20 protein-coding genes and 1 tRNA gene are annotated in these 17,924 nt (G+C 62.6%); 15 read left to right on the top strand and 6 right to left on the bottom strand.

Features of this window, described 5'->3' with window-relative positions; translation table 11 throughout:
- The first annotated feature begins 3 nt into the window (after positions 1 to 3).
- The 9 genes from EK416_RS01905 (at position 4) to EK416_RS01865 (ending at position 6,534) form a co-directional block, all read left to right on the top strand.
- The gene (locus tag EK416_RS01905) at positions 4 to 606 is read left to right on the top strand and encodes a riboflavin synthase (RefSeq protein WP_127075750.1); all 603 of its coding nucleotides are present in this window, start codon (positions 4 to 6) and stop codon (positions 604 to 606) included.
- Entirely contained in the window at positions 603 to 1,763 is a 1,161-nt protein-coding gene (gene ribB / locus EK416_RS01900) for a 3,4-dihydroxy-2-butanone-4-phosphate synthase (protein ID WP_127075748.1), read from the top strand. The genes EK416_RS01905 and ribB overlap by 4 nt, the downstream gene beginning before the upstream one ends.
- A complete protein-coding gene (ribH, locus tag EK416_RS01895) occupies positions 1,760 to 2,224 on the top strand; it encodes a 6,7-dimethyl-8-ribityllumazine synthase (protein ID WP_127075746.1) in 465 nt (154 codons plus the stop codon). The genes ribB and ribH overlap by 4 nt, the downstream gene beginning before the upstream one ends.
- A gap of 182 nt (positions 2,225 to 2,406) precedes the next feature.
- The gene (gene nusB, locus EK416_RS01890) at positions 2,407 to 2,931 is read left to right on the top strand and encodes a transcription antitermination factor NusB (RefSeq protein ID WP_127075744.1); all 525 of its coding nucleotides are present in this window, start codon (positions 2,407 to 2,409) and stop codon (positions 2,929 to 2,931) included.
- A 202-nt stretch (positions 2,932 to 3,133) separates the two neighbouring features.
- Positions 3,134 to 4,156 (top strand): thiamine-phosphate kinase, encoded by a 1,023-nt coding sequence (gene thiL / locus EK416_RS01885; RefSeq protein ID WP_127075742.1) that lies wholly within the window; start codon positions 3,134 to 3,136, stop codon positions 4,154 to 4,156.
- Between the two features lie 87 nt (positions 4,157 to 4,243).
- Positions 4,244 to 5,047, top strand: a complete 804-nt coding sequence (locus tag EK416_RS01880; protein ID WP_127075740.1) for an alpha/beta hydrolase — start codon at positions 4,244 to 4,246, stop codon at positions 5,045 to 5,047.
- 151 nt (positions 5,048 to 5,198) lie between these two features.
- Complete coding sequence (thpR, locus tag EK416_RS01875; protein WP_127075738.1) at positions 5,199 to 5,807, top strand: RNA 2',3'-cyclic phosphodiesterase; 609 nt, start codon at positions 5,199 to 5,201, stop codon at positions 5,805 to 5,807.
- Positions 5,808 to 5,819: 12 nt separating this feature from the next.
- The gene (locus EK416_RS01870) at positions 5,820 to 6,029 is read left to right on the top strand and encodes a hypothetical protein (RefSeq protein WP_127075736.1); all 210 of its coding nucleotides are present in this window, start codon (positions 5,820 to 5,822) and stop codon (positions 6,027 to 6,029) included.
- 7 nt (positions 6,030 to 6,036) lie between these two features.
- The gene (locus tag EK416_RS01865) at positions 6,037 to 6,534 is read left to right on the top strand and encodes a GFA family protein (protein ID WP_245433910.1); all 498 of its coding nucleotides are present in this window, start codon (positions 6,037 to 6,039) and stop codon (positions 6,532 to 6,534) included.
- Positions 6,535 to 6,645: 111 nt separating this feature from the next.
- On the opposite strand, the gene hemN is transcribed toward EK416_RS01865, so the two are convergent.
- From hemN to EK416_RS01840, 5 genes are all read right to left on the bottom strand, one after another.
- On the bottom strand, positions 6,646 to 7,998 hold the full coding sequence (hemN, locus tag EK416_RS01860; protein WP_127075734.1) for an oxygen-independent coproporphyrinogen III oxidase: 1,353 nt from the start codon (positions 7,996 to 7,998) through the stop codon (positions 6,646 to 6,648).
- Complete coding sequence (gene bchJ, locus EK416_RS01855) at positions 7,995 to 8,654, bottom strand: bacteriochlorophyll 4-vinyl reductase (RefSeq protein WP_127075732.1); 660 nt, start codon at positions 8,652 to 8,654, stop codon at positions 7,995 to 7,997. The genes hemN and bchJ overlap by 4 nt, the downstream gene beginning before the upstream one ends.
- Positions 8,655 to 9,288: 634 nt before the next feature.
- Positions 9,289 to 9,561, bottom strand: a complete 273-nt coding sequence (locus tag EK416_RS01850; RefSeq protein WP_245433909.1) for a hypothetical protein — start codon at positions 9,559 to 9,561, stop codon at positions 9,289 to 9,291.
- A gap of 8 nt (positions 9,562 to 9,569) precedes the next feature.
- The gene (locus EK416_RS01845; protein WP_245433908.1) at positions 9,570 to 9,968 is read right to left on the bottom strand and encodes a DUF192 domain-containing protein; all 399 of its coding nucleotides are present in this window, start codon (positions 9,966 to 9,968) and stop codon (positions 9,570 to 9,572) included.
- A 98-nt stretch (positions 9,969 to 10,066) separates the two neighbouring features.
- The gene (locus EK416_RS01840; RefSeq protein WP_013418453.1) at positions 10,067 to 10,642 is read right to left on the bottom strand and encodes a cold-shock protein; all 576 of its coding nucleotides are present in this window, start codon (positions 10,640 to 10,642) and stop codon (positions 10,067 to 10,069) included.
- Positions 10,643 to 11,120: 478 nt separating this feature from the next.
- On the opposite strand from EK416_RS01840, the gene EK416_RS01835 reads away from it, so the two are divergent.
- The 5 genes from EK416_RS01835 to EK416_RS01815 all read left to right on the top strand — a co-directional run bounded on the left by EK416_RS01835 (position 11,121) and on the right by EK416_RS01815 (position 15,000).
- Complete coding sequence (locus EK416_RS01835) at positions 11,121 to 11,540, top strand: VOC family protein (protein WP_127075728.1); 420 nt, start codon at positions 11,121 to 11,123, stop codon at positions 11,538 to 11,540.
- Between the two features lie 15 nt (positions 11,541 to 11,555).
- Positions 11,556 to 12,680 carry a YceI family protein gene (locus tag EK416_RS01830; protein ID WP_127075726.1) on the top strand — a complete coding sequence of 375 codons (1,125 nt, stop codon included), beginning with the start codon at positions 11,556 to 11,558 and terminating at the stop codon, positions 12,678 to 12,680.
- Between the two features lie 102 nt (positions 12,681 to 12,782).
- Positions 12,783 to 13,808, top strand: a complete 1,026-nt coding sequence (locus EK416_RS01825; protein ID WP_127075724.1) for a glycosyltransferase family 2 protein — start codon at positions 12,783 to 12,785, stop codon at positions 13,806 to 13,808.
- On the top strand, positions 13,808 to 14,191 hold the full coding sequence (locus EK416_RS01820; RefSeq protein ID WP_127075722.1) for a GtrA family protein: 384 nt from the start codon (positions 13,808 to 13,810) through the stop codon (positions 14,189 to 14,191). Before EK416_RS01825 ends, EK416_RS01820 begins: the two co-directional genes overlap by 1 nt.
- 5 nt (positions 14,192 to 14,196) lie before the next feature.
- Positions 14,197 to 15,000, top strand: a complete 804-nt coding sequence (locus EK416_RS01815; protein WP_127075720.1) for a ChbG/HpnK family deacetylase — start codon at positions 14,197 to 14,199, stop codon at positions 14,998 to 15,000.
- Here EK416_RS01815 and EK416_RS01810 read toward each other — a convergent pair.
- Positions 14,954 to 17,347: a glycosyltransferase family protein gene (locus tag EK416_RS01810; RefSeq protein ID WP_181952107.1), complete on the bottom strand. Its 2,394-nt coding sequence runs from the start codon at positions 17,345 to 17,347 to the stop codon at positions 14,954 to 14,956. The two genes, EK416_RS01815 and EK416_RS01810, sit on opposite strands and share 47 nt — an antisense overlap.
- 434 nt (positions 17,348 to 17,781) lie before the next feature.
- On the opposite strand from EK416_RS01810, the gene EK416_RS01805 reads away from it, so the two are divergent.
- Positions 17,782 to 17,871 (top strand) — tRNA-Ser (locus EK416_RS01805).
- The last annotated feature ends 53 nt before the right edge of the window (positions 17,872 to 17,924 follow it).

Below are 17,924 nucleotides of genomic sequence, written 5' to 3'. Positions count from 1 at the left end.
CGCATGTTTACCGGGATCATCACCGCACAAGGGACCGTCCTTGAGGCCGATAGCGGCCGTTTCGCCATATCCTGTCCGTGGGAGGCGTCGGGCATCGCGCATGGCGCCTCGATCGCCTGCGACGGCTGCTGCCTCACGGTAACCGGCGTCGAATCGTTCGGCGGAGGCTCGATCTTTCGTATCGACGTCTCGAACGAGACGTTGTCCAAGACCACGCTTGGCGGATGGGCCAGGGGGCGCAGGATCAATCTCGAACGCTCGCTTCGCTTCGGCGATGAAATGGGCGGCCATCTCGTTTCGGGCCATGTCGACGGCGTGGCCCGCATCGAGAGCATCACGCCGGAGGGCTTTTCGAAGATCTTCGCCATACGCGCACCGGAAGAACTCGCGAAATTCATCGCGCCCAAGGGGTCTGTCGCTCTCGACGGCGTGTCGCTCACCATCAATGACGTGAGCGGCTCGCTTTTCACCATCAACCTTATTCCAACCACACTCGAAGTCACCGTATTCGGTGAGAAGCAGCCGGGCGACGCCATCAACATGGAAGTCGACCTCATCGCCCGCTACGTGGGGCGGCTGCTCGGACAACAGGCTGAAAACTCATGAAACCCGACCAGTTGCGCGTTCTCGATCCCGCCGCCATCCGCGGACAGCTCGCCTCGATAGAGGAAATCCTCGAAGATGCGCGGCAGGGGCGCATGTTCATCCTCGTCGACGCCGAGGACCGCGAGAACGAGGGCGATCTCGTCATCCCCGCGCAGATGGCGACGCCCGATGCCATCAATTTCATGGCACGCTTCGGGCGCGGGCTTATCTGCCTCGCGATCACGCCGGAACGCGCGGACGTGCTGCACCTTGAGCACATGGCGCGCTCGAACCGCTCGCGCAACCGGACCGCGTTCACCGTTTCCATCGAGGCGAAGGAAGGCATCACCACCGGCATCTCGGCCTTCGACCGCGCTCATACCGTCTCCGTCGCCATCAATCCCGAGAAGGATTTTCAGGACATCGTCAGTCCGGGCCACGTCTTCCCGCTCATCGCGCAGGAAGGCGGCGTGCTGGTCCGCGCGGGCCACACAGAAGCCGCCGTCGATCTCGCGCGGCTTGCGGGGCTTATCCCGGCGGGTGTCATCTGCGAGGTGATGAACGACGACGGCACCATGGCCCGCATGCCGGACCTGCTCGCCTTTGCGCAGCGGCACGGCCTCAAGATCGGGACCATTGCCGACCTCATCGCCTATCGCCGCCGCACCGAGAGCTTCGTGAAGCTCGTCGACGAGCGCAATATCACGAGCCCCTATGGTGGCGCGTTCAAGCTCCGCGTCTATGTGAACGAGGTCGACAACACCGAGCACCTTGCGCTCATCAAGGGCGACGTGTCCGGACCCGAGCCGGTGCTGGTGCGCATGCACGCGGTCAACATTCTCGAAGATCTGTTCGGCATCGGCAGAGGCGACGACAACCGCCGCTCGCTCGTCGAGCGCGCGATGCGCCGCATCGGTCAGGAAGAACGCGGCGTGGTCGTCGTCATCCGCGACGTGCGCGAAGGCACGATCCGTTCGCGTCTGTCGAGCATCGCCGCCATAGCCGAGGGCAAGGCGCCCGAGAACCGGCTCGTCGATTATGGCATCGGCGCTCAGATCCTGCTTGATCTCGGCGTCCGGAACATGGTCCTTCTTTCGAACTCGCCGACGCCGAAAGTCGTCGGTCTCGAAGGCTACGGCCTCAACATCATCGCGCGACGCCCCATCGAAGACCAATGACAAAGCCCATTCATATCCTCATCATCGAAGGCCGCTATTACAACCATATCGCGGATGCGCTGCTCGAAGGCGCGACGCGCGCGCTCGACGAGGCGGGCGCGACCTGGGAATTGAAGACGGTTCCCGGCGCGCTCGAAATCCCGCAGGTTCTGGCCCTCGCCAAGGACGCCGACCTGTTCGATGAGGGCGGCGACCGTCCTTTTCATGGTTATGTGGCGCTCGGATGCGTGATCCGGGGCGAAACATCGCATTACGACATCGTTGCAAACGAATCGGCTCACCAGCTTCTATCCCTCTCGATCCGGCACGGCATTCCGTTCGGCAACGCGATCCTGACCGTCGAGAACGAGGCGCAGGCGCTGGCAAGGGCTGACGTCAGCCGCAAGAACAAGGGCCGCGAGGCCGTTCTGGCGTGTCTTGAGGTGCTCCGCCTCAAGCGGTCGTTTCGCCAGTTGGCGTGACGCTCAGCCAGAGCCGATCGGGGGATTCGACCTGATCGGGTGAACCCATCCGGGTGCCGCATTGAAAGTCCGGCGCTCTCTATTCTGGAACGCATTCCCGCCGCGCCCATGCGCATGGCGGTGTGATATGATCGGCGCGAGTTGCGCGGGCTGCTCGCGGCCTTGAACCGAAAGCTTGAACGATGGACTTGGAAGACGGTCACGAAGCAGGCCCGGTAGCGGACCTGCCCGAAGGACAGCCTCGAACGCGCGCGAGACTCGCCGCCGTGCAGGCGCTCTATCAGATGGAAATGACGCAGCGCGACCTTAGCCTCGTGCTTCAGGAGTTTCTCGGCCGCCGTTTCGAGACAGTGGAGATCTATGCGGGCGCGGATCGCCAATTCTTCCGCGATGTGGTCGAGGGCGTCGCGCGGGGGCAAGCGAAAATCGATCCCGAGATTGCGGGCCATCTGGCGTCGGGCTGGAAACTCTCGCGCATCGACAGCATCCTGCGGGCTATCCTGCGGCTTGGCGTTTACGAACTCACCGAGCGCGCCGACGTGCCCGCGCGCGCCGCCATCAACGAATATGTGGAGATCGCCAAGGATTTCTTCGGCGGCGAGGAACCCGGCGTGGTGAACGGCGTTCTCGACCGCGTGGCGCGGACAAGGCGTCCCGGCGAATTCGGCCGCAAGTCGGCCGGCAAGAGCGGTCCGGCGAAGAGATGATACGAGCAAGACCCGAGCCGCAAAGACAAGAGGCGCAAAAATCAGAGGCAAAAGGGCGTCCGTGTGCCGGGGCGTTTACGCTGCCGGGTCGGCCCGGGTCAAATCGGGTCCGATTGGACGCTGGGAGGTAAGCCGATCGAACGCCAAATCCCGCAGCGTCGGGCCGTATCTGATCTACCGCACGACGCCGTAGCGGTGTGACATGCGCAGACTCGGTGAAAACGCTCTCATTGCTGAGGTTCTGTCTCCGCTCGCAACCCACCCCGGCGCGTTCGGCCTGTCCGATGACGCGGCGCATTTGTCGGCACTGCCATCGAGCGGGCTTGTGATAACGACCGACGCGCTTGTCGCAGGCGTGCATTTCTTCGAGAACGACCATCCGGGCGATGCGGCTTACAAGGCCGTCGCGGTGAATGTGTCGGACCTCGCGGCCAAGGCGGCAAAGCCCTTCGCCTATCTCCTGACCCTTGCCCTTCCAGCCGCGCCGACCGAAGATTGGGCGCGCGCTTTCGCGGACGGCCTCGCCCGCACGCAGTCGGCGTTCGGCATAAGCCTTATCGGCGGGGATACGGTAACAGCCAGGGGCCCGTGGTGGCTTTCTGTGACGGCACTTGGCGAGGCGCCCGCGCGCCCGCTTCTGCGCGGCGGCGGCAAGCCCGGCGATGTGCTCTATGTCACCGGCACGCTCGGCGACGCGGCGCTCGGCCTGAAACTGCGGATTGGCCTTGCCGACCTCGTCGGCGTGCTTTCGGCGGCTGAGACGGACCATCTGGCGCGCCGCTATCTTTATCCCGAACCGCGCCTGTCGGCGAGCGCCGCGCTTGTCGCGCACGCTTCGGCATCGATGGACATATCGGACGGGCTCGCACTCGACCTCACGCGGCTTTGCGCAGCTTCGGGCGTGACCGCGACAGTCGACACCTCTGCGCTGCCGCTTTCTGGAGCTGCGCGCGCGGCCGTCACCGCCTGCCCTGCCCTCCTCGAAACGATCCTCACGGGCGGAGACGATTACGAGATCCTTGCCGCCGTGCCGCCGGACAGCAGCGCATCTGGTTTGGGACCAGAGGCTCGCTCGCTCACCTTCGAAGCCGCCGCCCGTGCCAGTGGCTGCCCCGTCTCGCGCATCGGAGCACTCGCGGAAGGCGCGGCGGCCCCGTCCTTCCTCGGCCAGTCCGGCGAGCCGCTCATCCTTTCGGCCAAAGGCTTCGAACATTTCTCACTTTGAGTTTTTCTCGGCAGCGCTTTCGCGGCAAAGTGCCGCTTCGGCTTCACAGCCGCCTCGCCCTTCGTTTCAACCCGCCCCCGGCCCCACATGACACTCGAACTCGTTCGCCTGCCCGCTGCCGCGCCCGAAAAGCCGGTACGGCTTCTGTTCGTCCACGGCATCTGCACCGGCGCATGGGTATGGCGGCAAAGCTTCCTGCCCTATTTCGCAAGCCTCGGCTATGACGCGTCGGCGCTCTCGCTCCGCGGACACGGCGAGAGCAAAGGTCGCGAGAGCGTGCGCAGCCTGAGCCTCGGCGATTTCGCCAACGATGTTGAGTGGGCCGTAAACGAGATCGGCGGCCCGGTCGTCGTCGTGGGGCACTCGCTCGGCGGCGGCGTCGTGCAGAATTACATCAGGCGCGGCGGGCGCGCGGCGGGCGTGGTGCTGATGTGCGCCGCGCCGCCGCACGGGCTGATGCGCGCGTCGGCGGAACTCTTCATCCGCAATCCGGCGCTCTTTCGTGAGTTGCAGCGCGTGCTCGAACGCGGCATCCGCAACGCCAACCTCGACATCATCGAGGACGGCCTGTTCGCGGAACCGCCATCGCCCCAGCTCCGCCGCCTCTTCTTCGAGCGCATGGACGATATCGCCGAGACCGCGAGCCGCCAGCTTTACGGGTTCACATCCTTCGCGCCGCTGCCGTGGAGCATGCCGAAGCTGATGGTGCTCGGCTGCGAAAAGGACGAGTTCGTGCCGCCCGCCGATGTGCGTCTTACCGCGATCTATTACGGCGCGCGGTCGGTGATCGTGAAGGGCGGAGGCCACGCCATCATGATGGATTCGAACTGGCGCGATGCGGCGGAGCCGATCGCCGGCTGGCTCGATCGGGAATTCGGCGGCGGCGCTTGAGCCGAGCTTTTTCGGATGGCGGGCCATAAGGAGCCGTTAGCCCTGTTTCGGCTTCTCGCGCGCCTTGAATAAAACACGAACCGGCACAACCCTATCCTGCTAGGCTGACAGGCCAAAGGCCCGTCGCTCCTTTCCGCACAGGAGGCCACGCATGCCTAGACTCTTCACCGGACTCGAATTGCCTCACGATGTGGTCGGATACCTTTCCGGTCTCAGGGCTGGGCTATCCGGCGCGAGCTGGATCGACGCGGAGAATTATCACATCACGCTGCGTTTCGCGGGCGACATCACCGACGCGCAGGCGAACGACTTTGCGGACGCGCTGGCGGACATCCGTTTCGAAAGCTTCGACATCGCGGTTTCCGGCCTCGGGAGCTTTGGCGGAAACAAGCCACGCTCGCTTTGGGCAGGTGTGAAAGCGTCGCCGATGCTGGAGACGCTGCAAAAGGCGCACGAGCGGGCGGCGCGCGCGGCGGGCCTGCCGCCGGAGCCCCGCAATTTCACCCCGCATGTGACGCTCGCGCGGCTTCGCAATGTGAGCCCCTTCGCCGCCGCCGACTATCTCGCGCGCCACGGCGGCTTCACCTGCGAACCGTTCACGGTGAGCCGGTTCGTGCTGTTCTCGTCGCGGCCCAATCAGGGCGGCGGCCCGTATATCGTGGAGGAGGCCTACTCGGCTTGGGATGCACTTTTCGCGGAGGAGGAAGACGTGATCGCGCATCCTTACGGCCACCTCTTCCCGACTACGCAATCGCGCTGATAAGCCGGGCGGATGGGGCGCGGCGAACCGAAGGAACCGCAAGGCCCGCAAACCGATGAGGACGGACGAAGCATCGAAAATGGCCGCCAGCCTCAACAATCACCCGGTGACGATGGAACCTTGGCGCGCGCCGCGAACTTTGCTGAAAAAACATCAAGGGCTTTTCGCGCGGCGATCGTGTCGCAGCGGTCGCGCTTGAAAAAGGAGGAGAGTGAGGCCTGACGCGGCAATGAAGCTGCGAAAGAGCTTCAAGGATGGTGGAGCGATGAGCGTGAGCGGGAGTTGTCTTTGCGGGAGCGTACGCTATGAGGTCGAACGCCTCGACGCACCGATCCGCGTCTGTCACTGCCGGAGCTGCCGGAAAGCGCACGCCTCGGCGTTCAACGTCTCGGCCAAGGTGGCGCGCGAGCATTTCCACTGGATAGCGGGCGAGGACAAGCTCACCTGCTACGAATCCTCGCCGGGAAAATTCCGACGCTTTTGCTCGATCTGCGGTTCGCAGATTGTCGCCGAATATCCCGACAAGCGCTATGTGACACTGCGGGTGGCGACGCTCGATGACGATCCCGAGGCTCGCCCGAGCCAGCACATGTGGCTGTCGCACGCCGTGCCGTGGGCTGAGCCGGGAAACGCTATCCCGGCTTACGAGGAGTGGCACGAAGACGTGGAAACGCCAAAAGAAGTGGAAGCTGCTATGGTTGGCCGAACCTGCGGCGTCCATCGATAAAGCGGGCGCGGCGCTAGGTTCGTATTGTCCATCAGCTGTCTGCGTCGAAACCGCTCCCCATGGGAGCGGTCGGTCGACTGGAAGGCGATTGCCGAACGACCCCCCGATTCGTCAGACCGCAGCGGCGTGCCGCAGCTCCTGGTTCTGCTGAAGGTAGTCGTCGAACACGGAGCACACGACGCGGAGCGCGGGCCGCGCCGCATCCGGAACGCGCACCTTGCCGCCGTCGATTTCGCAAAGGCCCTCGTCCTGCAGCGCGCGAAGCTGGGCAAGCTCGTCGTAGAAATCGTCGCGGTTCGGTGCGTAAAGGCGGCGCATCTCGTCGAGGTCGACTTCCATGTCGCACATCAGGCGTTCGATGATAGCCGAACGCAGCTTGTCCTCGCCACGGAACGTCACGCCCTTCGCCACCGGCAGCTCGCCCGAGTTGACCGCGCGCGAGTAAGCGCCCGTCTCGACGATATTCTGCATGTAGCCGTCGGGCGTCTGGGAGATGGCGCTCGCGCCGAATGCCACGATGGCGCCCGCGAGATCGTCTGTATAGCCCTGGAAATTGCGGTGCAGGCGGCCTTCGCGCAGCGCGATCGCCATGCTGTCCTCGGGCCGCGCGAAATGGTCGAGGCCGATGCGGACGTAACCGGCCGCTTCCAATGCGTCGCCCGCAGCCGTCGCCTGCTCGAAGCGCATCAGCGCCGTCGGCAGCGCGTCTTCGGGGATCATGCGCTGGTTCTTCGCCATCCACGGAACATGCGCATAACCGAACAGCGCAATGCGGTCCGGCTTGAGCGTCGCAGCCTGTTCGACGGTGCGGGTGAGCATTTCCGCCGTCTGATGCGGCAGGCCGTACATGAGGTCGAAGTTCAGACCCTTCACGTTCTGCTCCTGCAGCATGCGGATCGTGCCTTCGATGACATTCATCGGCTGGACGCGGTTGATCGCTTCCTGAACCGTGGGATCGAATTCCTGAATCCCGAGGCTCGCGCGGGTGCAGCCGATCTTGCCGAGCGCGTCCGCGTTGTCCTGGGTGAAGGTGCGCGGATCGATCTCGACCGCGATTTCCGCGTCGGGCAGAATGTCGAAACGGCTCGCCACCGCCTCATGGATGCGCACCATATCCTCGCCGTTCAGCGCCGTCGGCGTGCCGCCACCCCAATGGATGTGACGCACCTTCATGCGCTTCGGAAGCTTAGCGCTCGCAAGGTCGATTTCCTTGACGAGCGTGGCGACGTAATCCGTTACCGGCGAATAGCGCGCGATGACACGCATGTTGCAGCCGCAATACCAGCACATGCTCCGGCAGAACGGAACGTGGAGGTAAAGCGAAAGTTCCGTCTCGGGATCGAGCCGCGCGAGCCACGAGCCATAGCGCTTGGCGTCGACCTCGCCCGTGAAGTGCGGCGCGGTCGGATAGCTCGTGTAGCGGGGAACCCGCGCGTGGAAGTATTTCGCGATACCTGGAATCATGATGCTAATTCCCGTTGACGGTGGCTGCGGGGGGCGTGTTCTGCTTTTTGGGCCGCGCTTTTCGGCCATGCAATTTCGAAGATGCAGGCGCTGCCGCCCATCGCTTCGCACTCGATCTCGCGGACGGTGGTGTTGCGGCTGACGAGCGTCTCGAACAGGCGCTGGAACGTGCCAGCATAAAAATCGCATTGTGGTTCGGCGCCGTGACGGCCACGGCAAAGCGGACAATTCGCGATGGAAACAAGCACGGGATAACCGGCCTTCGCCTCGAAGGTGCCGCTTCCCGCGAACGTCCAGGAGTGCTTGCCGATGGCCGAAAGCAGGGTGCGCGCGGCCATGCGCGGCGGCAAGCGCTTCAGCACGAACTGGGCGAATTTCGGAATACGGCGCGCGAGAAGATAGTCGCCCGTGCGCAGCCCAGCCTCGAAGGATATCCTCTTCGCGTCTTCCCCGGCGAGACCCTCGAACAGCGCGGTTTGCAGCGCGCCGACCTCCGTTTCCGGAACCATGCTTTCAGGCGGGGTAACAAGGCGCGTCTCAAGCTTCGCGCGGGCGAAAACTTCCAGAGCCGCATCGTCGCCAAGCCGCTCCCGAAGCGTCTCGGCGACCCGGATTATGGCATTGGGGCCAATAAGGCCCGCATTCGCATGCGCCATAAAGCGCGCCTTCTTGTTATAGGGCAACCGGGCGCAGCCGCAAGGCGGTGCGCGGCACAGGATGCCGTTTTGTGTCAGTCTAGCTTGACAAGGCAGGTGTCAAGCAAACCTTACTCCTACTGAATAGCAGCGTTTTGACTTAGATCAAGATTTTTTCGAGAATAATCCGCGGGAGGGTCGAAAAGTCCTTGCGAAGGCTTCTCTGAAGGGTATCCGCGCGTTTGTCGATCTGAAAGCTTCACGCACCTGAATTTGAGGCATTTCTCGCGGCGACACGGCATTTTCTTCGCTTCGAGACGGCCCTAGCAATCGCGCATTTTTCTTGCAAAATCAAGCGCGGTTTTGATGCGACGCGCAAGCGCACGCCCCGATTGTGTCGACAAGGCGCCGTCGGAGGCTGGGGCGAACCTTGATCGACCCTCACCTCAAGCTTGTCCCGGATGAGGCAAAGCGCGCAATTGCGATGACACGACCTTCGCCGAACGCATCGCGGCGCGCCGCCGTCACGCTCCGAATTGAAAAACGACGCAGAAAGCACCGCGCTTTGTCGCGGGGGTCTCTGGCGCGCCCGTGAAAAAGGCAACGCGCCGCTTAGACGGTTGGAGCCGTCGGGAACCGCAAAACCGCGATTGACCTAAGCTTGCTCGTCGTCGGTCTCGAAGCCGCGAAAAGCCCATCTCGTGGCCAGGCCGAAGAGAAAAAGCGCGAGCGGGGGGCCGAAAAGCACGACCGGAATGCCGAGCAGCTCCTGCCGGGTTTCGCCGTTGATGAATTCGATGGCAAAATAGAGAGACCAGCCCATGATCCAAGCAGCCGAGGCCAAGATCCAGAGCCGGATCATGCCGCGCCGCCAGTTGATCGGAGGCGCCTTCTCTCTTTCAAGATTGAACCGCCGGTTTTGCATCATTTCTAGCCTCACTTTTTCAGTGAAACGCGGTCGCCAACCTTAAGCCCGAGTTTCTTCGCCTGCCCTGCCCCTATTTCGAGCACACGCGACGCGGGCCGACGCGAAGATATGACGTCGGTTGAAAATGGCTCGGCGTTCTGCGCGATGGAGACAACCCGCCAGTCGTCCCCGATGAAAACCATGTCGAGCGGGATGAACGTGTTCTTCATCCACATCGTGATCTCGCGCTCCCGGCCGAAAAGAAAAATCATGCCGTGATTGTCTGGCAGCGAGCGCCGGAACATAAGCCCCTGTTCGCGCTTCGGATCGGTGTCGGCAATTTCGACATCCAGAAGAACGGGCCCATTCGCAGTCTCGATCGTCAGGCTCGCTTGATTGAAAATCACGTCTCCAAATGCTGGCGCCATGATTGCCCGGCTGAGAACAGGAGAACTCAAAAAGAGAAGGGCCGCAAGCGCGGCCCTCGTAATATTTGGTCGACCCATGGTCATGGGGTCATGATCCCTTAATGCGAGGACGGATAGCCCATCGTGCCGTCGGGACGAAGCTCCGCGGCCATGAGGCCCTTGTCGCCATGGCCATAACGCACCTGAACGATTTGTCCAGGACGAAGCTCGGCAAACCCGAAGCGACGAAGCGTCTCCATATGGACGAAGATGTCTTCCGTCCCGGCGCCACGGGTGAGGAACCCGAAGCCCTTGAGGCGGTTGAACCACTTCACCATGGCCCGTTGCCAGTCGCTTTCCGGAACCACATGGACGTGTGTCCGCTGGGGCAGTTGCGAGGGATGGATGGCGGTACTCTCGTCCATCTCGATCACACGGAACGCCTGAAGTCCGCGGTCGCGCCGCAGGACTTCGCAGACAATTCGGGCGCCTTCATACGCAGTCTGATAGCCGTCCCGCCGCAGTACGGTAACGTGAATCAGGATGTCGGGCAGACCACCGTCAGGGACGATGAAGCCGAAGCCCTTAGACACGTCGAACCACTTGATGTGGCCTGCGATCACGAAGACGTCTATGCTTGGTTGCTCTGCGATGTCGTTAAAAGAGGTAATGGTTGGAGGTAAATTGTCCCCCATTTTGTAGTCCCCCGCTTCACTGAAAAACGTGGCGCCCGCAAAGATCTCGCCCAAGACCTCAACGCCCGCCAACTCACATCCGAAACATAACATTCCACGCCAGCGAGGCTAGAGAAAATTAACTCTTTCCCCAACACGCGACGCGGTCCGCCTTGCCTGCCGCTGGCCCTCACCGCGGCAAGTGATTGATATTCCGTGCTAAACTTTGACAAAAATGTGACATAAATCCACATAGACCGCAGAGCCGGACCTTTCGCAAGGCTTTCTTAACATTTGGCGAGGAACGAAAATCCACCCCGGAGCGGAAACACGGCCTGCGAATCAATGGCATGCCGCTTCGGCCATCGATTGCGGCGCCTCACTATCCACACCTGTTGAAACGCGCACCTGCATAACGGTCATGATTGTATCCTAAGCGCTCAAACGGGTTGCGGCACCCGCCATCGTGCCTAAATGACGGTCAAGCTGGAGGCTCGAAATGAAATATCTGCACACCATGGTCCGCGTCAGCGACCTCGACCGATCGCTCGACTTCTACGTGAACAAGCTCGGCCTGAGGGAGGTGCGCCGCCTCGAACGGCCCGAGGGACGCTACACACTCGTGTTCCTCGCCGCGCCGGGAGACGAGAGCGCGCTCGTTGAACTCACTTATAACTGGGATCCGGAGGAGTACGGCGAGGGGCGCAATTTCGGCCACCTTGCCTACGAAGTCGAAAACATCTACGAGACGTGCCAGCGCCTCGCCGACGCGGGCGTGACGATCAACCGGCCGCCGCGCGACGGGTACATGGCCTTCGTCCGCTCGCCGGACAACATCTCCATCGAACTCTTGCAGAAAGGCGCGCCTCTCGCGCCCGCCGAACCTTGGAAATCATTGCCGAACATCGGCAAGTGGTAAGGAGACAGTGTCGTCATGATACGCCAAGACTACGCTGCAGGGCTGAAAGTCCTGCATTGGGTGATAGCCGCCCTTATATTTTTCATGCTCTATCTCGGCTGGACGATGGGTGGCATCGGAAACGTCGTGGAGAAAATCCAGGCTTACAATCTGCACAAGTCGCTCGGCTTCACCATCCTTGCGCTGATGGTGCTGCGCGTGCTGTGGCGTGCGTTCACGGCGACGCCGCCTGAGCCCGCCACCATGTCCGGGCTGGAGAAGCTCGGCGCGGCGCTTGCCCATCTCGCGCTTTACGGCCTCGTTTTCCTGATCGTGTTGTCCGGGTGGGCGCTTATCTCCACGTCTGACAAGCCCTCCCTCCTGTTCGGTCAGCCCTTCCCGCTTCTTCCCTGGTTCGTCGCGCTCGGCCCCGACGAGAAGAAGAGCATCCATCACGCGCTGGAAGAGGTGCACGAGTTCGCCGCTTTCGGTCTCGCCGGGGTAATCGGTTTGCACGTGCTGGCGACGATCTGGCATGTAATCAGGCGTGACGGCATCTGGTCGCGCATGGCGCCGCGCTTTCTCGGCGGTGGCGTCGCGGTGGCGTTCGCTGTGACGGCGGGCGGCGCGGTCGCGCTGCTTGGAGCGCATGACGCGCGGGCGAGCGAATGGAGCGTCGATCCCCAGAAGAGCGCCATCGCCTTCGAGGCGAACGGCAGCGGCTTCGTCACGAAAGGCACGTTCAAGACATTCAAGTCCGAGGTGGAGTTCGATCCGTCCCTGCCTGAGCAGACGTCGGTCCGGGTTCTGATCGATGTAAAAAGCGTGGACACGGGCCAGAGCGACGTCGACCAGACGCTTCTTTCGCCGGACTTCTTCGACCCCGCACGCTTTCCAACCGCAGAGTTCGTCGCGAGCGGCGCGAAACCGGCCGGGAAAGGCAAATACGTGCTCGAAGGCCGTCTCACTCTGAAGGGCGTCGCAAAGCCTGTCTCCCTGCCGTTTACGATTGCCACGACGAACGGCGCGGCATCGGTGAAGGGCGAGACGATCATCGACCGCCTCGAATTCGGTGTCGGGCCGAAATCGGTTGCGGGTTACGCGGTCGAAAAGGACGTGAAACTTTCTATCGACCTTGCCGCTCTGAAGCTCACGAATTAGCCAAAAGGCGGGCGGCGGGAGACCGCCGCTCCCTTGATTGCGGGCGAGCGCGTCATAAGCTAAGTGAATTGCGTCAGAAGCGCTTGAGTTGTCAGAGTGTCCATGGATACGCGCCGCCCTACACTGATTTCGGTCGTCCTTCCCGCCTACAATGAAAGCGAAGGACTGCCCATCGTCGTCTCCTCAATTCTTCATGCGCTCGCAAATACCGGCTTCGCCCATGAGATTTTGGTGGTCGACGACGGCAGCACGGACGGCACGCGCGAAGTGATGCTCGACCTCTGCGCGAAGCAGCCGGCGCTGCGTTACATCCGCTTTTCCCGGAATTTCGGCAAGGAAGCCGCGCTGTCGGCGGGACTCAAGACTGCGGCGGGGGACGCCGTCATCCTGATGGATTCGGACGGTCAGCATCCCCCGGCCCTCATCTCGGTCTTCCTCGATAAGTGGAGCGAAGGGGCCGAGGTGATCGCGGGCGTGCAGAACGAACGCCTCGAAACCTGGCTGAAGCGCCGTTTCAAGGCAGGGTATTATTGGCTGATGCAGGCCGGCAGTCATGTGGTAATCCCGCCCGACGCGGGCGACTTCCGGCTTCTGGACCGCAAGGTGGTCGACGCGATCAACGCGCTGCCGGAGCGGAACCGGCAGATGAAAGGGCTTTTCGCCTGGGTCGGCTTCCGCACAGTGCTCGTGCCTTTTCAGCCGGAACCGCGCGTTGCGGGCGTCACCAAATTCACATGGCGGCAACTTTTCAAGCTCGCCTTCACCGGGCTTACCTCGTTCAGCGTCGTGCCGCTGCGGCTTGTTTCGCTGACCGGGCTCGTCATATCGAGCACCGCATTTCTCTATGGCTGCTACCTGCTGTTCGAGCATTACGTGCAGGGCAGCCGCGTGCCGGGCTGGCCGACGCTCGCGGTCGGCATGATGTTCCTCTCGGGCGTTCAGCTTCTCGCGCTCGGCATCATCGCGGAATATCTCGGACGCACCTTCGAGGAAGCCAAGCAACGCCCCATCTACATCGTTGCGGAAGACAGCCGCGTGAAGTCGCCGCCGCGTGCGGCCTCCCCCGTTTACGACGCGACCGCTCTGGTCGTGGAGGCACAATCTTCCGGAACGGACAGGCGCCTGTAATGCGGCAGATCGCGATCTTCGTCGCTGTCGGCTGCGCCGCCGCGCTCACGCATCTCGGCGTCGTGGCGCTCGTTGTCGAGCTTTTGAGCCTTCAGCCGCTCGCCGCAAACGCGATCGGCTTCGGTGTGGCTTTTTTCGTCAGTTTCGCAGGCCATTCGCGCTTTACCTTTCCTGTGTCCCGTGAGAGCCTTGCCGTCGCCCGGCGACGCTTCTTCGCGGTTGCTTTCGCCGGGTTCGCAATCAATCAGGCCGCCTACGCCGAGCTCTTGCGCGTATTCGGTCCAACCTATTACCTTCCGATACTTGCGGCCGTGATTTTGGGTGTCGCTGTCGCCACGTTCCTCCTCTCGAAGCTCTGGGCCTTCGCTCAGCCGCAAGGCTAGCTCTTATGAAAAACATCATCATCAACGCGGACGACTACGCGCTGGACGAACGTGTGGACGCTGCGATCCTCGAACTGGCTGGCAAGGGTGTCGTGACCGCCGCGAGCGCCATGGTGCTTTCGCCCCGATGGATGGTTGCGGCGCGCTCATTGCGGACCGCGCCGCTGTCTCGCGGCCTCCATCTCGACCTCACCAGCCCGTTCGTGGAAGGCAAGAGGCCGAACCATCGCCTTTCGACGCTCATCGCATTGGCGCATGCTCGCCGCCTCGATCTGAAGCTCGTGCGTCAGGCCATCGCGAAACAGCTTCTCATCTATGAAGAAGGCATGGGCGCCGCGCCGCAGTTCGTCGACGGTCATCAGCACGTGCATCATCTTCCCGGCGTGGCGGAGGTTCTCGTCGATGTCCTGTCAGACCGTTACGCGGGCAATGCGCGGCTCGTTGGCCTTCGCATCTGCACACCCAAGGTCAAGCGCGGCACAAAAGCGGCGGTGATCGCGCGGACGGGAGCGGTGCGGCTGTCGAAGCTCGCCGAAGAGCACGGACACATCACCAACACGGATTTTGCGGGCGTTTACGACTTCTCCGAAACAGCGAGCCTTCCGCAACTCTGGCAGGGATGGCTCGAAAGTGCCGCAGGCGCGTGGCCTCTCGTCATGTGCCATGTCGCCAAGCCGGGCGGCGGCGATGGAGAAGGCGACCCCATCAGAGCCGCCCGCATCCGCGAATATGACTGGCTTCGCAGTCCAGCCTTCGCGGCGCTTAGCCAGCGGGCCTCGGCGACACCGGCAGGCTGGCCTCAGGCCTGATCCGCGGCATCCTCGGCGGCAGGCCAGGTTCGAGAGACTTCCCTTCGAGGCGCGCACGGACTTCCCTTGCCGCGCCTTCCACCGGCTTGAATTCGAACCGTACAAGATGCCTGCCGGACGGCACCTGCACCGCGCGGAACAGCACATTCGCGCGGTAGATGTCCGTCGGCTTGCCATCGACAGTGGCGAACCACCATGGGTGCCAGTTGTCGTTCAGCACGACGAAGCCGGGCGCTGACGTCTCGACCTCTATCTCGACGACGGTATTCCGATAACTGCGCAGGGACGTCCGCGCCTCAGGCATCGACACGGGCTTCGGCGGCAGCACGACCGTCTGCGGCCGCTCGGCGTGGAAGAGCACCGTGCGCCGCGGATCGAAGACCGGCCAGCGGCCATCCTTCTTGAGCTGCGCGAAATTCGCGGGCTGCCAATCGAAGGCAAAAAGCACACGCGGCAGCGCGCGGGGATTCTCGTAGATGTAAGCGTCCTTCGTATGCGCGACGAGCTTCAGATCGCCCGGCTTCAACTGCTTGTCGAGATGTTCAATCGGCTCATCGATGGCGATGTAGCGAATGCCCATCATGTCGGCGAGCGTCGAGCGGTAGGATGGAAACAGCCGTGTGAAGTCGCGCTGATAGGTTTCAGCGGTCGTTTCCACATCGCCCATCGCTTCCACGAACTCCGCGATGCGCAGCGGGTTATAGCCGAGCGAGTGGTCGAAGCCGTGCACGAGGCTCGTGTTGGGCCACTCGAAGCCGAGGCCGACGATTTCCACGCGGTCACGCCGATCTGAACCGGGCCGCTGTGAAAGCCGCTCCTTCAGGAGCGCGAGCGTCTCGTTCTTCGAATCCACGCGCAACTCGTCATAGGTGGACGGCGGCAACGCGGTTGAGCGGTTGGGACCGTTGTTGATGACGAGATCGGCGGTCATGAAACCGCCAAGCGCGAGCACGGCCAGAGCGCCCTGACCTGCGGCGTGTCTGCGCGCAAAGGCGAGCGTGCCCCACGCGACGGCGAACACCGCGAGCGCCAACGCTACCGGCTCCATCGCATCGAGAAGATGCTCATGAAAGGCCGCGACGCCGAGACCCGTGAGGCACAAGCCCCCGATCGCGATTGCAAGCCACTTCGTCTGCTCCCGCGTCAGCTCATCCGCGCCGGTGAGGACGCGGTGAAGCATGTAGCCGCCAAGAATCGCCGTCATGGCGCAGAGCGCATAGGTCGCGTCGGCGGGCCTGCGGAACATGTCGACGCCGGGCAGATAGTAATAGAGGAGCGTGAAAGCGCCGGTGTAGCGCCCAAGCGCGTAGAGGAGAAGGCCGGTGATGGCGAGGGTGAAGAACCGGATTTCCCGCGCAAAGATGCGCCCCTTGAGGAAGCCTACGCCCAGCAGCAACAGCACCGGCAGCGCGCCGATATAGAGCTGGCCCATGTTTTCCGTCATCGCCAGCCAATCGGCCGGCCATTCGATGCTCGCCGGGCCCCAATAAGGCTCCTCGGTCTTGACGCCGAAAAGATCCGGGATGAGCGTCGTCAGAAGCGACGCCGGGTGCAAGGCGCCGCGCGCGGCCTCGTCGAACGGAATTTCAGGCCGGTTCGAATGTTCCACGAAAAGGAACGCAAGCAGGATCGGCCCCGCGGCGATGAGCGTGGCGGCGATGGTTCCGCCCGCGAGCGGAAGAATGCTCTGACGCACCGCCGGCCAGAAGCGCGGCGACGCGATCCAGTGATGGACCGTGTAGCCGAGGAGCACATAGGCGCCGATCAGCGCGATCTGTCCGGGCTGGATGATCATGCCCGAAGCGGCAACACCGGCAAGCGTGCCGTAGAGGATCGATTTGCGGTCGAGCGCGCGCGCCAGAAGCCACAGGCAGAGCATGAAGAACGCGAAGGCTTCGATCTGCGCGATGTGCTGGATGCGCCAGATTGCCGAGCCGCCAAAAGCCGCGCCGAGCGCGGCAACCGTTGCCGCCGCCGGATGCCAGCCCCGGTCGCGGAACAGCATCAGAACCGAGAATGCCGCGATCCCCAGCAACAGAAAGCAATAAAAATCGAGTTGCCTGAAGCTCGGGGCCGGGTCAAGGTAGGCGAGAAGGAAGGCTGGCGAGAAGATCAGCGATTGCGGATCGGCGATCTGCGGCGATCCGCCGAAAACATTGGGCGCCCAGAATGGCGATTGCCCCGTATGGAGCGCATTCGCCAGAAACTGAAGCTGAGGCTGAAAATGTGCCTTCGCGTCATAGGGGATCGTGACATCCCCGGACAGCCATGGCCACGAGAAGATGAGCCAACCGAACGCGACCGCGATGAATGCCGCAGTGTAGCCGCCGAGATACCGTAACTTCATGTGACTGCCGATCCGGAATAAGAAGGATGCGCGCTTGTGCAACCCTAATTTGTCTTTTTTTGTAACGAACATTCTGACGCTTCCGCGACAGAGGTTTTTCGTCGTCAAAATTCCAACAACCGGGAGCCGGGAGCCTTGCGCGAAGATGGCCTTTCGGTTGTGGCAATATGAGGGCCTTTTTAGAAGGCTTCAAAAAAAGAATGCGGCGACTTTGCGTCTGTTTTCTTAATGCGACGCGCGGGCGCGTTCAATCGTACCCGAAAGCCGCCCCGCTGAGCCGCCGGTGGGCGGACCGACCTCTCCCATAGCCGTCAGCCCGTGCAAAAAGATGCGGAAGGAACGCCAAAAAACCGCGCATCTGGGCTTGCAGGCGCTTCGCTGATCGCTATAGTGCGGCCTCGCGCTGCTTCGGCTTCGGTTTGTCCGGCGCGTCTGGAGAGGTGGCCGAGTGGTTGAAGGCGCACGCCTGGAAAGTGTGTAGGCGGGAAACCGTCTCGAGGGTTCGAATCCCTCTCTCTCCGCCAGATCTCATCGCCCCCCTGCCTTCCTCCGTTGCTTCCGAATGGGCTCAAAAAAA

The organism is Rhodomicrobium lacus (genome assembly GCF_003992725.1).
Taxonomy (GTDB): domain Bacteria; phylum Pseudomonadota; class Alphaproteobacteria; order Rhizobiales; family Rhodomicrobiaceae; genus Rhodomicrobium; species Rhodomicrobium lacus.
This window is presented reverse-complemented; position numbering and strand designations above follow the sequence as displayed.

Excerpts from the sequence above, each read along its gene's own strand:
- EK416_RS01905 (WP_127075750.1), top strand. The coding sequence starts at position 4 with ATGTTTACCGGGATCATCACCGCACAAGGGACCGTCCTTGAGGCCGAT.
- ribB (WP_127075748.1), top strand. The coding sequence starts at position 603 with ATGAAACCCGACCAGTTGCGCGTTCTCGATCCCGCCGCCATCCGCGGA.
- ribH (WP_127075746.1), top strand. The coding sequence starts at position 1,760 with ATGACAAAGCCCATTCATATCCTCATCATCGAAGGCCGCTATTACAAC.
- nusB (WP_127075744.1), top strand. The coding sequence starts at position 2,407 with ATGGACTTGGAAGACGGTCACGAAGCAGGCCCGGTAGCGGACCTGCCC.
- thiL (WP_127075742.1), top strand. The coding sequence starts at position 3,134 with ATGCGCAGACTCGGTGAAAACGCTCTCATTGCTGAGGTTCTGTCTCCG.
- EK416_RS01880 (WP_127075740.1), top strand. The coding sequence starts at position 4,244 with ATGACACTCGAACTCGTTCGCCTGCCCGCTGCCGCGCCCGAAAAGCCG.
- thpR (WP_127075738.1), top strand. The coding sequence starts at position 5,199 with ATGCCTAGACTCTTCACCGGACTCGAATTGCCTCACGATGTGGTCGGA.
- EK416_RS01870 (WP_127075736.1), top strand. The coding sequence starts at position 5,820 with ATGGGGCGCGGCGAACCGAAGGAACCGCAAGGCCCGCAAACCGATGAG.
- EK416_RS01865 (WP_245433910.1), top strand. The coding sequence starts at position 6,037 with ATGAAGCTGCGAAAGAGCTTCAAGGATGGTGGAGCGATGAGCGTGAGC.
- hemN (WP_127075734.1), bottom strand. The coding sequence starts at position 7,998 with ATGATTCCAGGTATCGCGAAATACTTCCACGCGCGGGTTCCCCGCTAC.
- bchJ (WP_127075732.1), bottom strand. The coding sequence starts at position 8,654 with ATGGCGCATGCGAATGCGGGCCTTATTGGCCCCAATGCCATAATCCGG.
- EK416_RS01850 (WP_245433909.1), bottom strand. The coding sequence starts at position 9,561 with ATGATGCAAAACCGGCGGTTCAATCTTGAAAGAGAGAAGGCGCCTCCG.
- EK416_RS01845 (WP_245433908.1), bottom strand. The coding sequence starts at position 9,968 with ATGGCGCCAGCATTTGGAGACGTGATTTTCAATCAAGCGAGCCTGACG.
- EK416_RS01840 (WP_013418453.1), bottom strand. The coding sequence starts at position 10,642 with ATGGGGGACAATTTACCTCCAACCATTACCTCTTTTAACGACATCGCA.
- EK416_RS01835 (WP_127075728.1), top strand. The coding sequence starts at position 11,121 with ATGAAATATCTGCACACCATGGTCCGCGTCAGCGACCTCGACCGATCG.
- EK416_RS01830 (WP_127075726.1), top strand. The coding sequence starts at position 11,556 with ATGATACGCCAAGACTACGCTGCAGGGCTGAAAGTCCTGCATTGGGTG.
- EK416_RS01825 (WP_127075724.1), top strand. The coding sequence starts at position 12,783 with ATGGATACGCGCCGCCCTACACTGATTTCGGTCGTCCTTCCCGCCTAC.
- EK416_RS01820 (WP_127075722.1), top strand. The coding sequence starts at position 13,808 with ATGCGGCAGATCGCGATCTTCGTCGCTGTCGGCTGCGCCGCCGCGCTC.
- EK416_RS01815 (WP_127075720.1), top strand. The coding sequence starts at position 14,197 with ATGAAAAACATCATCATCAACGCGGACGACTACGCGCTGGACGAACGT.
- EK416_RS01810 (WP_181952107.1), bottom strand. The coding sequence starts at position 17,347 with ATGAAGTTACGGTATCTCGGCGGCTACACTGCGGCATTCATCGCGGTC.